We start from the raw sequence: 14360 nt of genomic DNA, 5'->3' as shown, positions 1-14360 counted from the left end.
GCTCTCTTTATACCGGTTTTTCTAATTGTACCAAGGGTTTGGTTTCTCTTTGTTTTAAAAATATCACTCCCAGCGGAGGGAGCGTTAAAGTAAGTGAAAACGGACGTCCGTGCATCTCTTCGTGAATACTCTTTATCGGAGTACTATTGCCGATATTCCATCCCTCATACTGCGTTGATTGGGAGTTGAAAATCTCAACATATTCTCCGCTCTCCAAAATGCCCATTTTATAATTTTCTCTCGTAGCATCGGCAAAGTTGCACACGACATAGATAGTATCCGCCGGATTATCGCTTTTTCGAACGTATGCCAAGCAGTTATGGCTGTAATCACGATCATCGATCCACTCGAACCCTTCTCGTTTCTCATCATATAGATGTAAAGCCCGCTCATCGCGATAGAGTTGATTCAGGGCAGCAATCATTTTTTGCAGACCCGAATGGAGAGGAAAATCGCTCAAGTGCCAATCCAGTGAGCGTTCAAAATTCCATTCGGCGTATTGGGCAATTTCTCCCCCCATAAAGAGGAGTTTCTTACCCGGATGTGACATCATATAAGCGTACAAGGAGCGCAGGTTTGCAAATTTCTGATTGGTATCTCCGGGCATTTTATTAATCAGAGAACCTTTCATGTGGACGACCTCATCGTGACTCAGCGGCAACATAAAATTCTCGTCAAATCCATACCACATACTAAAAGTAAGCTGATGGTGGTGGTGCTGACGGTACAGCGGATCGTAACTCATGTATTTGAGAGAATCGTGCATCCAACCCATATTCCACTTAAACCCAAATCCAAGGCCACCGGAATCTACGGGGCGTGTTACCATCGGATAAGCGGTCGATTCTTCAGCAATCATCAGTATGTCAGGGAATGCACCATAGACACTGGTATTGAGTTTTTTTAAAAACTCGATCGCCTCCAAATTCTCATTTCCGCCGTATTTGTTGGGGATCCATTCACCTTCTTTACGTGCGTAGTTGAGATAAAGCATCGAAGCAACCGCATCCACACGGATACCGTCGATATGATATTTATCCACCCAAAACATCGCAGAGCTGATCAAAAACGACTGGACCTCATTGCGTCCGTAGTTAAAAATAATGCTTCCCCATTCTGGGTGGTATCCCTGACGCGGATCATCATGTTCATAAAGTGCCGTTCCATCAAAGTTGATCAGTCCGTGCATATCGACGGCAAAATGAGACGGTACCCAGTCCATGATAACACCAACCCCGTTTTGATGAAGCGTATCAATCAAATACATTAAATCCTGCGGCGTTCCAAACCGTGCCGTAGCGGCGAAATATCCGACGACCTGATACCCCCACGATCCAAAAAACGGATATTCGGTAAGGGGCATAAACTCAACATGGGTATAGTTCATCTCTTTGAGATACGCTACGAGTTCAACGGCCAGTTCACGATAAGTGAGATAACGGTCCCCCTCCTCTACATGCCTGCGCCATGAGCCCAAATGAACTTCATAGACGCTAATCGGAGCATTATGCGCATTATTCTTATACCGCGATTTCATCCAGTTGTTATCGTACCATTCGTAGTTCTCTAAGCTCCAGACACGCGATGCCGATTTCGGAGGCACTTCGGCATAAAATCCGAACGGATCACTTTTATCGTGGACGATATTATGAAACTTGGATACGATGTGGTATTTATAGGTAAGACCCTGTTCTACCCCTTCAATAAAACCTTCCCAAATTCCCGAATCATCCTGACGCAAACGCAGAGGGTGAGCATCCGTGCTGTAATCATTAAAATCGCCCCGTACACTGACATACTTCGCATTGGGTGCCCACACAGCGAAATAGATACCTCCCTTTCCTTTATGCTCCATCGCATGAGAACCCAATTTATTGTAGAGCTTTGAGTGTGTTCCTTGCTTAAAGAGGTAAATATCCATTTCACTCAGACGTGAAACCTCATAGCTCATTGTATGATACATTATTCCCCTTTTCTTCCGTGAACAATACGGCGATAAAGCGATTCATACTCTCTCGCGGCACCGTTCCAATCGTAGCGTTGTGACATCGCATTGCGTTGCATCTGCACAAACCCGTCTCGGTCATTGTACCACGTATGTACGGCCCAGCCTACCGTATTGATGAGTGCGTCCGGTGTCGCGTCATAGAATTTAAATCCTGTACCGTGCTCTCCGTCATTATGATAGTTTTCAATCGTATCATCGAGTCCTCCCGTCGCACGTACGATCGGAAGAGTCCCATAACGAAGCGAATAGATTTGATTCAATCCGCACGGCTCAAACAATGAGGGCATTAAAAACAGATCGCTTCCCGCTTCGATTTGATGTGCCAGATCGTTTCGGTAGCCGATAAAACAGCCAAATTTATCAGGATACATCCGAGCGATATCACTAAAATAATGTTCAGCCCATTTCTCCCCTGCTCCAAGCATGACGATCTGTATGTCCAATTCCAAAAGTCTATGGATAGAAGTGGCAATCAGTTCTATCCCCTTTTGCTCAACCAATCTCCCCACCAGTCCGATGAGAGGAATTTCTGCTCTTTGCGGTACGTTAAACGTCTGTTGAAGGGCACTTTTACAAAGCCCTTTACCACTCATATCATCACTATCAAAGGTATGCGGAATTAGAGTATCAACCGCCGGGCTCCACTCCTCGTAATCAACACCGTTGAGTATCCCATGTAATTTATATGAGTTAATATCAATAAGTCCCTCCAATCCCCAGCCGAACTCTTGCGTTCGAATCTCTTGAGCATACTTTGAACTTACCGTACTGATCGCATCGGCATGTGTAATCCCCCCTTTGAGAAGATTAACACCCCCATGTTCTTCAAGTTCGTAAAAATGGTCCCAACCGATCCCTAAAATATCCATCACCCCTTTGTAAAACTTACCCTGATGCTGAAGATTATGAATCGTAAGCAATGAACCTGTATGGGCAAAAGCAGGATCATACGCATAGATAGTATTAAGCATCATCGGGATGGCAGATGTATGCCAATCGTTCGCATGGATCACATCAGGATGAAATTGGAGTTTTTTAGCCAGCTGCATCACAGAGCGCGAAAAGAAAATAAAGCGATTATCATTGTCACGAAATCCCTCTCCATTATCATCATACAGACCGCTGCGTCCAAAATAGCCTTCATGATCAATGAAGTAAATCGGTACTTCCGTAGAAGGAAGTCTCCCCTCATAAACACCAGCCCACATTTCACCCATCACTCCCATCGGTACACCCAGTTCGCCATCCATTAACTCTAAGCCGTATTTTTCACGATCTACTATGTAGTAACGGGGCATCACGATCCGAACATCATGTCCTAATGCGCGAAGTGCCTTTGGCAAAGCTCCGGCGACATCGGCCAAACCGCCTGTTTTCGCAAACGGTACAACCTCGGATGCAGCAATAAGAATGTTGAGTTTAGGCATCGATGTCCTTCTCTTTCTCATACAAAGCCCCATAGGCTATGGCGCTTTCTCCCCAGGAAAAGTCACATCTCATATTGTGATTGATAATTCGTTCAAAATGTTTTTTATCCTCATATAATTCACACCCTTTGTTCACTGCACTGAGTAAAGAACGGGAGGTAGGGGTACTGAATATTAATCCATAACCGGAACAACTATCTTCTTGATAACTTTCCAATCGCTTCACCGTATCGACCAATCCACCCACTCTATGGACAATCGGAAGTGTTCCGTACGAGAATGCGATCATTTGATTTAAGCCGCACGGCTCAAAAAGAGACGGCATCAATAAAAAGTCTGCCGCCGCGTAGATTTGATGCGATAACACTTCATCATATCTAAAGGTAAGATGGATGTTTTTATGACTTGCCGCGAGGACATCCAAAGCTTCATGATAGTGTTCTTCCCCCTCCCCTAATAATGCGATATTGCAATCCAATGCGGCAATTTTCGGTAAGGTTTCAATCAAAAGATCGATACCTTTTTGTGAGGTAAAGCGACCGATAAAAACAAAAAGAGGCTTATTGATCCCTCGAAGGGCTAATTTTTTGAGTAAATCACTCTTATTGGCTTTTTTCCCTTTGGCATCACTATAAGGTGAAATCAATGCCCCATCCGTTGCAGGAGAAAAGTGATCGGTATCGATTCCGTTGATAATTCCGGTGAGCTTTGCGTGATGAAAATGCAAAAATCCTTCCAATCCGCATCCAAATTCACCGGTTAAAATTTCCCGAGCGTAGGTTGGGCTCACAGTGGTTACCTCATCCGCATAGGCGATCCCTGCCTTCATAAAATTGACTTTTCCATAAAATTCCAAAGAACCCATTGTAAAATAGCGCTTATCAATACCGATCGATTCTAAAATACTCGAATCAAAGATCCCCTGATAGGCCAGATTATGGATCGTATAAATGATTTTCGGTGAAAGGGCAGGATCTTTATGTACCAGTAATGCCGTGAGCGCACACTGCCAGTCATTAAGATGAAGGATCTCATAATGTTTTTTCTTAAGTAAGGCAAAAATGGCATACGAAAAAAGGGCGAAGCGTAATCCGTTATCCTCATATCCCGCTTTAGGAGTACCGTAGAGGAATTTTCTATCACACAACATCGGTTCATAGATAAAATAGTATTCATATCCCTCAACCGTGCAACCGTAAAGTTCAATGGCGTATTCCTTTCCTCCCATCGAAATATTCAATGTCTCTCCCAAAGAGGCAATGTTATATTTGTTTCGATCAATGATGCTGTAAAGCGGCATCACGACCGTAACGTCATAAAGGTTCTTTAATGCTCGCGGCAGGGCATGTGCAACATCTGCCAACCCTCCTGTTTTTGCAAAAGGATACACTTCGCTCGCAGCAAACAACACTTTTTTAACCATGTTTTTCTCCTCGTAAAAGTTTAGCAGCCAACTCCGGTTCCACCGGATTGATCATTATCTCCGAACTCACTTCAAACCCGCCGAATCGATAAATACGAGGAAGTATTCGAATCATTAAACGCTGGCTTTCACAATCACCGATATCTTCACCTAAAGGGGGGGTCGAAACCGACAGATTAAAGGCAAATTCCCCAAGCTGTGAGTGCATCTTCTGAATGACGGAAATAAGAAGTGTCGAAAGCTGAAGGATAGATTCATCGCTGAGCGTATCGATCTGTCCGATACATTTTTTAGAACTGATCATCACTTCGAATGCAAACCCGCTCGCATACGGACAAAATGCACTAAATTCTCCAAAGGATTCTATCATTCTAATCCTATGAAATTCTTCATCCTGAAGTATGGATTCCATTAATGCTTTATGATGCTTCTCGAAATACTCGTGGCATATTCTATTCATCTCTCGCTGTTTTTTAGGGATAAAAGGCAAAGCGATCAGCTGTGTATGACAATGTGCCATGGTCGCACCCGCATCGAATCCTTCATTCTTAAACAGTGAAATAAAAGTGATCCGATGATCGCGGCGCAAATCTTCAACCCTTTGGCGAAGTGTTTTAAACCATGCTACCATCTCCTCATGGCTCCATTGGGACATAGAGGTATGATGCAACGGAGTGTCGATAATCACTTCATGGGCACCAAAACCGTCCCAGTACTCAAAACTACCCTTATGGAGTTGATGAGGTGCTTCTATCGCTAAAGCTTTGTAGAGATTTGGAACAACACGGGTCTGCCATCCCTTTTGGTTCGCAAACGTCTCCGGGGGACGAATGGCAAAAATCTCTTTGGGGGTCATCGCTTCATTCCCCTCACAAAACGGACATCCTTTACCCGAACTATTTTCCTCTTTGTTCGGGGAAAAATCGGGTCGATGAAGCCGCTCTTGCGCAATCAGAACATGCGTATCATTCAAAGAGTCATAACGGATTTCAGACACGCGTAATCTCCAAACTACCTTCAAGGCTGAGAGAGCTCTCAAAATCAAATACAAACGCAATACTAAGAGCTTGAATACTCAAATCAAATCCCTGTTCACTTTGAGAAAGGGTTTGAAGCTTGAAATAGTGCGCACGAAACACTTTATCCATACGAAAAGTGATTTTTTTCTTTAATACCGTGTCAATAATCTCAAAATTTTGAATCTCCTCAATCTCCCCGGATGCTTGGAGAGATGCACCGTTGATCAGAAGATGTTCATAATCAGAGAAATGGAAATTGTGCTCCATCACATAGGTGAATCCGCCGGTTGCTTCACTCTCCAAATGCAGTCTAAAATCAATTGTTTCAGAAGCGAACGAGAAACTTTTTATAAGTTTTGTATTACTTTTTTTGTCTCGAAAGATCCCCCCATCACGGCTAAATGCAATGGATGTTTTACTCAATGACGATTCAAAGGGCTGGTTGGCGAAATCGCCGTATTCATGAAAATTACAATGGCGAAACGCTTCAGTATTAAAATTTTCATCGCTGATGTGGTCAATAAACGAATTTTTCAAATACCAATCATAAATAATCGCATCACGAAGCGTATCATCAAACGAACCGCTTGCATGGTGAATCGTATCAATCCCCTCTTCAATAGGTGCAGCTTTATCACCCGCTACTTCAAATAACCTTTTGTGATAGGCCTCTTTACGCCGGGTCAGAGTATTTTGATAATTAAAACACTTATCCCGAATATCGAGTTCCACCAGCTGGGCTCCATACGCCGCATCAAAACGGGCAATCAGTTTTGCGCTGACCGATTTGTATTTAGGATAGCCGTCAAGTTCATTCTCATCACATACCAATGCCTTTTTCTTACCGTAGCGGATATTTTCACACTCGATCAAATAACGATAGCTGTTGTCCCGTAAATTCGGCAGATAGAGACCTCCAAATACCCCATGCCAGAGAGAATCGTTGGTTTGGAGTTTATACAGCGGTGTTTCAAAGTCTCCCTCGCCGTTCTGATAGGCACGGGAAAGTTCAACCATCCGTTTATGTAAACGGTTACTCTCGGGGTATTTGACAAAAAAATTCTTCCAAATTCCCCCTTTGAGAAATTTTACCCCTTCACGTTCATACCGTTCCAGCCCCATCTCCTCTTTCAACGCTTCCAGAGCCAAAGCATCATCGGCTCGGAGGCTCCATTCTCCCATCTCATAATACGAAACATTTGGCAAATAGGCAATCCCGCGCGAATGATGGGATGTAAAGTACTCACCGTAATGGCTGGTTTCGATCTCATCATCGGCTAAAACCGCTTGAATGAACTTCTCCAACCACCCTTTTTTATAGACCCATTCATACGTTCCCGGCCACATACCGAATTTTTCGGCATCATCGAAGATAATCGCTGCCGAATCTTGTTGGCGGTTATACGTTTTAATGGCTTGTATAGCACTCTCAACATTGATAAAAGGTATAGCATAGCGGAGTTTTTGACTTATCGGGAATAATCCCATAGGTTCACCTCCCTCTTCGCTCATGTAATACCCATCTAACCCCTCACGATCGAATCCGGCACATTGAAAATGGTAATCGTCCATCACCGTGTATTTGATACCTGCACGATTTAGATCTGGAATCAGTGCGGATTCCCACACCCGCTCCGTGAGCCAGAGCCCTTTGGGTGTTTGATTAAACTGCTCTTTAATCGACTCATTCAGCCGCTCTATCTGCGCTAAGCGATCTCGAGAAGGGATTACACTCAAAATAGGTTCATAATACCCTGCACTGAAAAATTCAATGCTTCCATTGTGAGCCAAAGTGAGAATTTTTTCATACAATGAGGGGCGCAGCTGAGCGATTCTTTCCATAAGCCAACCACTGCAATGGACGGAAAATTTAAACTCTGGATAACGGCTCATAACCTCGAAAAAAGGCTCGTAACAGGTTTCTATCCCCATCTCGATAACCCATTCAAAATTATCCACCGGTTGATGCATGTGGATTCCCAGTAATAGTGATGTTTTCATACCCTCTCCTATATATACCAGTCACTAGTAAAATCTTCTGTCAAATCAACTTTTAATGACCCGAATCCCGGCAACGATTGGAGTGTTTTGACTCCGCTTTTAAGTTTAAAACGGACATGCACACTCCCATTCGATAAAAAATGATTTCGAGAAAAAGAAAATTCAAGCCGATTTTCAAAGCTATGCGGTTTGAGATTGAGCGATTTTTCACTCTCTTCAATCAATATCTCAATCGAAATATCTTCTAACCCCTCAATATTTCCCTCAAAGGCAACGTATAAATTTTCAGCATCAAATCCATAGAACAGCGTATTAATCGGTCCGCGTGAGCGCTCCATCGTTCCAAATATTTTCTGCTCATCCACATATCCGCATCCCATCCAATCAAAAAAAGTACGTTTCTCTCCGTTTAGCTGTGGCGAGATCATATTGCACGGTTTAATCCATGCGGATTTTTCGGATTCCGAGGAAATAATAGGGATCAAAAGAGTCTCAGGAACCGAGAGCCCCAAAAGTTTGTAAATATCGATCAGATGTGTGCGAAAAAGGGTATCAAATTCATGTGCAAAATTGGTATTGTGATCCTCACCGTACCACCAAAACCAATCACTGCATTCTGAAGCTAAAAGATGGTACTTTATCTGTTTTTTGACCTCATCACTTAACCCGTCTTTATATCTCTCGAACTCACGACGGGTCTGAAAAATCAATTCCCATGCCCGATTTTTTTCACGATGTCCAACCCATGTATCAAAAGTTCCGTGTATCCATGTACCCGGATGAAGATATTCCAAAGCAGAAGTCCCGCTCTGCATTGATATCTCGTCCATGGTCAGGGTATGACACCATGCAGTATCGCGCAATGCTCCATAAAGCCCTTGAAAAAAATCGAATCCGTTGTTGGGGTAAAACTCCCACGCATTTTCTCCATCAACAATGACAAAAACATTCGGATTATCATGATTAAGCGCAATGGTTTCGAGTTCACCCATAAAATGACGGCTCGCATTCTTTCCGCTTCGATGACGATACTCAAACCCGATCAGATCACTCAGAGCATGATCACGAAACCCGATTAAGACGTCATTGAAACGATAGGATTTATAGCGCAAAGCGGGATCGTCGTTTTGGAGCGAGCGATACAGAATTGCTTCATCGGTGGCAATCCACTTTATTCCCTCTTCTTTATAAATTTCGACACTTTTTTCATCCACCGCCCCCTCTGCCGGCCAAAAACCGCTCGGTTTGCGCCCAAAAGTTCTCTCATATAAATCAATCGAGAGTCGTACATGTTCGTATGCATCTTCTTGAAGCGAATAGCCCCCTTCAGGCAATACGGTCGTTTCATTCGCTCTTTTAGCATTTTGCATATCGACCAGCAGAGGGAGGATCGGATGAAAATAAGGGGTCGTTGAAACCGATATAATTCCCTGAGATTGAAGGGAAGCGTAAAGCGGAAGAATCTCAGCGATAAATGTAGAGAGTGATTTCAATAACGTCTCTTTATCGTGTTGCGAAAATCCTCGTTTTTGTTCCAACAGCCTTTTGACTTCTTTGTTATGCTGTCGCAGATAGTTTCCGCACCATGCAAGGATAAAAACCACTTCCAAATCAATCAGTTCGTCATCACTAAACGAATCACGATAATAAAGCTCAGCATACCGTTCTATCGGACGAACCATCGTTTCAAACTGCATAGCGGTAATGAGCTTTATGACCCAATTACGCTGCGACTCCTCCAATTTTGAGGGATGGAGAGCCCAAAGAGATAAAAAATAATCAAATCTCAGCGGTTCAACATAAAGATGAAGTTGCTCAATCAACGATGCGCTAAGATTAAACGTTGCTTTGAGCCCAGGATATTCGCTCAACAGCCATGGCATTTCATAATAATCTTTGATGGCATGCAAAAAAACCCACGGCATCCTCATCACCCCATCACTTCCCCGATAATCAGGCTGGTGCATATGCCAGAAAAATGAGAGATTCAAGGATGATTTTTTCATCAGGATTTGGCCCATTCCTCGATTTTTGCCTTATAAAGCTGAGTGTAATGTTCCCCTTTCTCATCGTTTTTGGCTTGAATCGTGAGATTTAAAAAATCGCCGTATTGATCAGGAATCATCAATACCCAATCATCTTTGTCAAGCCAGATTTTCACACCATCGAGAGTTGAAGACTCTTTCCCCTTCGCATCACCGAGGAATCTTCGCATCATTTTACCTTTCAGAGCTTGGGTGCAGGGAACCTGAATCGTTACATAGAAAAAGTGCGGTAGAGAATCGATAATTTCAGAGAGTTTTACTCCGTGCGTCACGATCATCTCCAGTATTTTGAGGGTGGAATACATCGAGTCTCGATGGGTTGCAAACTCGGTAAAAGTAAAATTTCCCTCTCCCGTTGCGACCAAATCATACGTTTTCATTTTGGCGGATTTAAAATTAGCGTATTGACCTCGCTCTATTTCGAGGTGGTCAAAATAGACAATATCCGCTGCCCATGTCGGCAAGAAAACTCTTTTTTTCGATCCATGTGCTTTTGCATCCATATTGAGTAGCGTCAATACCACATACAAGGCACTTTGCTTGGTAAGAGGCTTTCCTTCATCGCAAATAATATCAAGTCTTTGCCCGTGAGGATAGAGGATAAAACCGGCATCCAGTTTAAGCGCTTGAATGACAGCGCCCATATCTTCATGGGAGCGTTTAATCAACGTATTGATATTCGAGAGACGATGTTCATCCGCATAAGCGTTAAACATAATATGTTCGACACCTAAATCGTTCAAAATGTCCGGGAACACTTCGGAAGCCAATCCATGTGTCAAATCAACCGCTATACGACAATCGAGACATTTAAACCGATGGGAATGTAAGATTGATTCCATCCCTTTTTTATATTCGCTGTATTCTCGTTTGTGATCGAGAGGATAGATCTGCCCGATTTGCGAATAATCAACCCGTCGATACGTCTCTTTAAAAAAGGCTTTTTCCACTTTTTTGGCAACATCGTTGTTGATTCGAAGTGCTTCATTATTGTAAAATGTAATAACTGTACTGGTTGGATCATCAATTTTTTGATGAAAATGTACCCCTGCGGTATAGTTATCATGAAACGAAAGACTGCAACGCATGACCGATGAAGGGATCGCGTTGCAATCAATGACATCGACTCCGGCAGAGAGGAGCCCTCCTAAAAATGCCCGTTTTAACATGCGAGAGCTTTTATCATAATGGCGGGAAACCAATACAGTAGATCCAACCGGCAGCTGTGCACCGAATGCCTCAGCGAGTTTTGTGGCCATTTCGCAGGAAAGTTCGACGTTTGATTTACCGATAACCATCCCGTCTTCAAAAATAGAGTTTTTGTATTTACTCCCCAAAATCACACTTCGGCTAACGATTGCGGCATCCTCAATCACTTTATTCGGCCAGATCGTAACATCTTTTTCAATGGTTACGAGTTCACCGATCTCGCACCCTTGCGCTAAAATCAATCCCGATTTAGCGGTTACATTTTTACCGATATGGTTGTTACAGCAGATAACGCATCCATCAAGTTTGGCATTTTTACCGATCTCAACATCGTCCCAGATAACCGTATTGGCTACTTTCGAAGCACTCCCGATCGTAACATTGTTTCCGATTACGACGTTAGTGAGTTTTGAGCCTTTTTTAACCGTTACCTCTTTACCGATGAGAACAATTCCGACCACCTCGACACTTTCATCGAGGGTATTGTCTTCTTCACAAATCAATACACCATCAGGATATTTAACTGCTTCGCCACCTATGTTAAATTTAATTTTTCCCGCCAAAATATCTTCATACACATCACGGTAACTCTCAGGATTTCCAACATCACGCCAGTACCCCTGAGCGTATCCCGCCATCAAATCAATCCCCTGTCGCATTAAAAGTGGAAAAAGATCTTTGGCAAAATCAAAATTCTCATTCTTAGGAATATACTCCAAAATCTCCGGCTCAATAATATAGATTCCGGTATTGATCGTGTCACTAAACACTTCGCCCCAGCTTGGTTTTTCAAGAAACTTTTCTATTTTCCCCTCTTCATTGGCAATAACGACACCGAATTCGAGAGGATTTTCTACCGAAGTAAGTGTGATGGTTAATCGGGATTGTTTCGCTTTATGATAATCAAAAATTTGTTGAAAATCGAAATCGGTTACCAAATCACCACTGATAATAATGAAATTTTCATCCCCGATATACTCTTGAGCTTTTTTGACCGCTCCGGCTGTTCCATAATCATCGTCAGGAACAACATAAGTAATCTTGATCCCCCATGCACTGCCGTCTTTAAAATATTCTTTAATCACGTCAGGTTTAAAATAAAGGAGGATAATAAATTCGCTAATGCCTAAATCACGGAGACTTACAATCGTATGTTCCATCATTGGTCGATTCATAATCGGTAACATTGGCTTAGGGATAGAATTTGTAAGCGGCTGTATTCGTGTTCCAAAACCACCGGCCATAACCACAGCTTTCATTGAGCTCCTTTTCTCTTCATATTAATACATAATTATAATCTTAGAGGTTAATCATAGCATTATTTGAATCCATTTGGTGACATATAGTTACTGGATAGAATCTTAGGAAGAACACGATACAATTTAACCCATAATTTACACCATAAAGGAAACATAATGATCCTTGCAGGTGATATTGGTGGAACTAAAACATCTTTAGCACTCTTTGAAAGAGAGGGTGATAGACTGAAGATACTTTCTCAGCATCGATTTGAAAGCCGAAAGTATGAGACATTGGGCGATATAATTCATGACTTCAGACAGATGTATGTCGATATACTGATCACCTCGGCATCTTTCGCAATTGCCGGTCCCATCATCGAGCAACGGTGTCGTACAACCAATCTGCCTTGGGAAATATCAGCACATGAGCTAAAAGAGCTCCTCAGCATTACGCAAGTTTTTCTCCTTAACGATCTTGAAGCGACGGCGTATGGCATGCTCTGTTTAGATAAAGATGAATTTATTGATTTGAATCCAAACGCTGTTTATGCAAAAGGAAATTGCGCGGTAATCGCAGCAGGAACCGGATTAGGAGAGTCAATGCTCTATTATGATGGCACATCGTATCATCCGATTGCCTCTGAGGGTGGGCATTGTGACTTTGCTCCTTTAAATGAACAACAAGATGCTCTTTTGCTATGGCTGCGTCAGCATTATCCGAAACACGTTAGTTTGGAGAGGATACTATCGGGTCCAGGGATTTCGGCACTGTATGATTTTTTACATGAAAGCGGTTTTGCACCCGAATCGGACCGGATGAAAAATCTCAGTGAAAAAGAGGATAAAAATGGACATATCAGCAAAAATGCCTTAGAGTTTCACGATCCGCTCTGTATCGAAACATTGAGGCTATTTTGTGAAATTTACGGTGCTGAGACAGGGAATTTGGCACTTAAAACAATGTCATTGGGAGGAGTTTATATCGGTGGAGGAATTGCACCTAAAATTTTACCTTTTTTACAAAGCGATGCATTTATCAATGCCTTTACTGCAAAAGGTCGTTTTGAACCGATGCTTCGAAATATATCAGTCAAGGTTTCTCTAAATCCGGAAACAGCCCTTTTGGGTGCAGCCCATTTTGCAAAGAGATATAACTAATCTCGCTTTATAAATCGTGCCGTATTAGATTCATTGTTCGTTGCACATTTAATCTGATATGCCACCATAGAGGTAAACGGATCGATAAAATTCTTCAAAGCTCCCTCTTCCAGCACCTCTAATCCTTGATCATTCAAAAGCTCTAAAATTGTTTGTGTTGATTCAATTGTGGATAGACAAAACTCTTTTGGCTGCTCTTTAATCTGAAATTGCGATATTTTGGTATGGGTAAAACTGAGACGAGGCAAGTTCTGGAGATTCCGACTGAGACGAAGCATTTTAACTGAACAGGGCCATGTTGAGTCAATAATGAAGATGACAATCTGTTTTCCACTTCGATCAATTTTTTGAGTGTTAATATTAATACTATTTTTCCCTGGATAAAGGACATAACAGAGATTATTATTGTTATCAATCAAACTATTAATCGCTTTATGTCCGCTAAAATCAATATCAACGTAAAGTTCAGAATTTACTAAAGAGAGATGGGTCAGATGACCGGTACCGTTTTTCGTCTTTTTGAACTCTTTTGGGTGCATTAATATCACAAATTTTGTCTGTGTTTCAATCGGTTTTACGTATGAGCACATACATGAAGTGAGTGGGCGATAGCATTTGTAGCATTTTGGTCGTGCATCGTTTATTGTTACTGTATCCATACTGCTAAACTACCCTTATTTTGGTTGAACGATAGAACTATTCAATAATAAGCTAGTATTTATGTTTATATGATTGTAAAAATGTGAGATTGTGATTGTTTTAAGAAGAAGTTGGAAAAGAGGATAAATCTGAGGCCAGGCGGCGACCTACGTTTCCACACCTGAAAGAT

The 14360-nt window shown here is 42.3% G+C and carries 9 protein-coding genes; 1 reads left to right on the top strand and 8 read right to left on the bottom strand.

Annotated elements, in window-relative coordinates:
* Positions 1-7 precede the first annotated feature (7 nt).
* Genes glgB through A3G19_RS10080 form a run of 7 tightly spaced genes read right to left on the bottom strand, consistent with a single transcriptional unit; the run spans position 8 to position 12391 of the window.
* Positions 8-1963: a 1,4-alpha-glucan branching protein GlgB gene (gene glgB / locus A3G19_RS10110; RefSeq protein WP_294872546.1), complete on the bottom strand. Its 1956-nt coding sequence runs from the start codon at positions 1961-1963 to the stop codon at positions 8-10.
* Complete coding sequence (locus tag A3G19_RS10105) at positions 1963-3435, bottom strand: glycogen/starch synthase (protein WP_294872542.1); 1473 nt, start codon at positions 3433-3435, stop codon at positions 1963-1965. Before A3G19_RS10105 ends, glgB begins: the two co-directional genes overlap by 1 nt.
* A complete protein-coding gene (locus A3G19_RS10100; RefSeq protein ID WP_294872539.1) occupies positions 3428-4858 on the bottom strand; it encodes a glycogen/starch synthase in 1431 nt (476 codons plus the stop codon). Before A3G19_RS10100 ends, A3G19_RS10105 begins: the two co-directional genes overlap by 8 nt.
* Entirely contained in the window at positions 4851-5855 is a 1005-nt protein-coding gene (locus A3G19_RS10095; protein WP_294872536.1) for a DUF4931 domain-containing protein, read from the bottom strand. The genes A3G19_RS10100 and A3G19_RS10095 overlap by 8 nt, the downstream gene beginning before the upstream one ends.
* Positions 5848-7878 carry an alpha-amylase/4-alpha-glucanotransferase domain-containing protein gene (locus tag A3G19_RS10090; protein ID WP_294872534.1) on the bottom strand — a complete coding sequence of 677 codons (2031 nt, stop codon included), beginning with the start codon at positions 7876-7878 and terminating at the stop codon, positions 5848-5850. Before A3G19_RS10090 ends, A3G19_RS10095 begins: the two co-directional genes overlap by 8 nt.
* Before the next feature lie 8 nt (positions 7879-7886).
* The gene (locus tag A3G19_RS10085; protein ID WP_294872531.1) at positions 7887-9884 is read right to left on the bottom strand and encodes a glycoside hydrolase family 57 protein; all 1998 of its coding nucleotides are present in this window, start codon (positions 9882-9884) and stop codon (positions 7887-7889) included.
* Positions 9884-12391 carry a sugar phosphate nucleotidyltransferase gene (locus tag A3G19_RS10080; protein ID WP_294872528.1) on the bottom strand — a complete coding sequence of 836 codons (2508 nt, stop codon included), beginning with the start codon at positions 12389-12391 and terminating at the stop codon, positions 9884-9886. Before A3G19_RS10080 ends, A3G19_RS10085 begins: the two co-directional genes overlap by 1 nt.
* Before the next feature lie 156 nt (positions 12392-12547).
* Here A3G19_RS10080 and glk point away from each other — a divergent pair, with 156 nt between their 5' ends.
* Positions 12548-13531, top strand: coding sequence for a glucokinase (glk, locus tag A3G19_RS10075; protein ID WP_294872525.1), 984 nt, complete (start codon positions 12548-12550; stop codon positions 13529-13531).
* On the opposite strand, the gene A3G19_RS10070 is transcribed toward glk, so the two are convergent.
* Positions 13528-14190, bottom strand: a complete 663-nt coding sequence (locus A3G19_RS10070; protein ID WP_294872522.1) for a tRNA-uridine aminocarboxypropyltransferase — start codon at positions 14188-14190, stop codon at positions 13528-13530. The genes glk and A3G19_RS10070 overlap by 4 nt on opposite strands.
* Positions 14191-14360 lie beyond the last annotated feature (170 nt).

The sequence above is a fragment of the Sulfuricurvum sp. RIFCSPLOWO2_12_FULL_43_24 genome, from assembly GCF_001829605.1.
In the GTDB taxonomy this organism is placed as follows: Bacteria; Campylobacterota; Campylobacteria; order Campylobacterales; family Sulfurimonadaceae; genus Sulfuricurvum.
The sequence above is the reverse complement of the archived record's forward strand: the minus strand, read 5'-3'. Positions and strand labels throughout refer to the sequence as shown.

What these genes read in the sequence shown, in the direction of transcription:
- glgB (WP_294872546.1), bottom strand. Translation starts at nt 1,963, where the DNA reads ATGTATCATACAATGAGCTATGAGGTTTCACGTCTGAGTGAAATGGAT.
- A3G19_RS10105 (WP_294872542.1), bottom strand. Translation starts at nt 3,435, where the DNA reads ATGCCTAAACTCAACATTCTTATTGCTGCATCCGAGGTTGTACCGTTT.
- A3G19_RS10100 (WP_294872539.1), bottom strand. Translation starts at nt 4,858, where the DNA reads ATGGTTAAAAAAGTGTTGTTTGCTGCGAGCGAAGTGTATCCTTTTGCA.
- A3G19_RS10090 (WP_294872534.1), bottom strand. Translation starts at nt 7,878, where the DNA reads ATGAAAACATCACTATTACTGGGAATCCACATGCATCAACCGGTGGAT.
- A3G19_RS10085 (WP_294872531.1), bottom strand. Translation starts at nt 9,884, where the DNA reads ATGAAAAAATCATCCTTGAATCTCTCATTTTTCTGGCATATGCACCAG.
- A3G19_RS10080 (WP_294872528.1), bottom strand. Translation starts at nt 12,391, where the DNA reads ATGAAAGCTGTGGTTATGGCCGGTGGTTTTGGAACACGAATACAGCCG.
- glk (WP_294872525.1), top strand. Translation starts at nt 12,548, where the DNA reads ATGATCCTTGCAGGTGATATTGGTGGAACTAAAACATCTTTAGCACTC.
- A3G19_RS10070 (WP_294872522.1), bottom strand. Translation starts at nt 14,190, where the DNA reads ATGGATACAGTAACAATAAACGATGCACGACCAAAATGCTACAAATGC.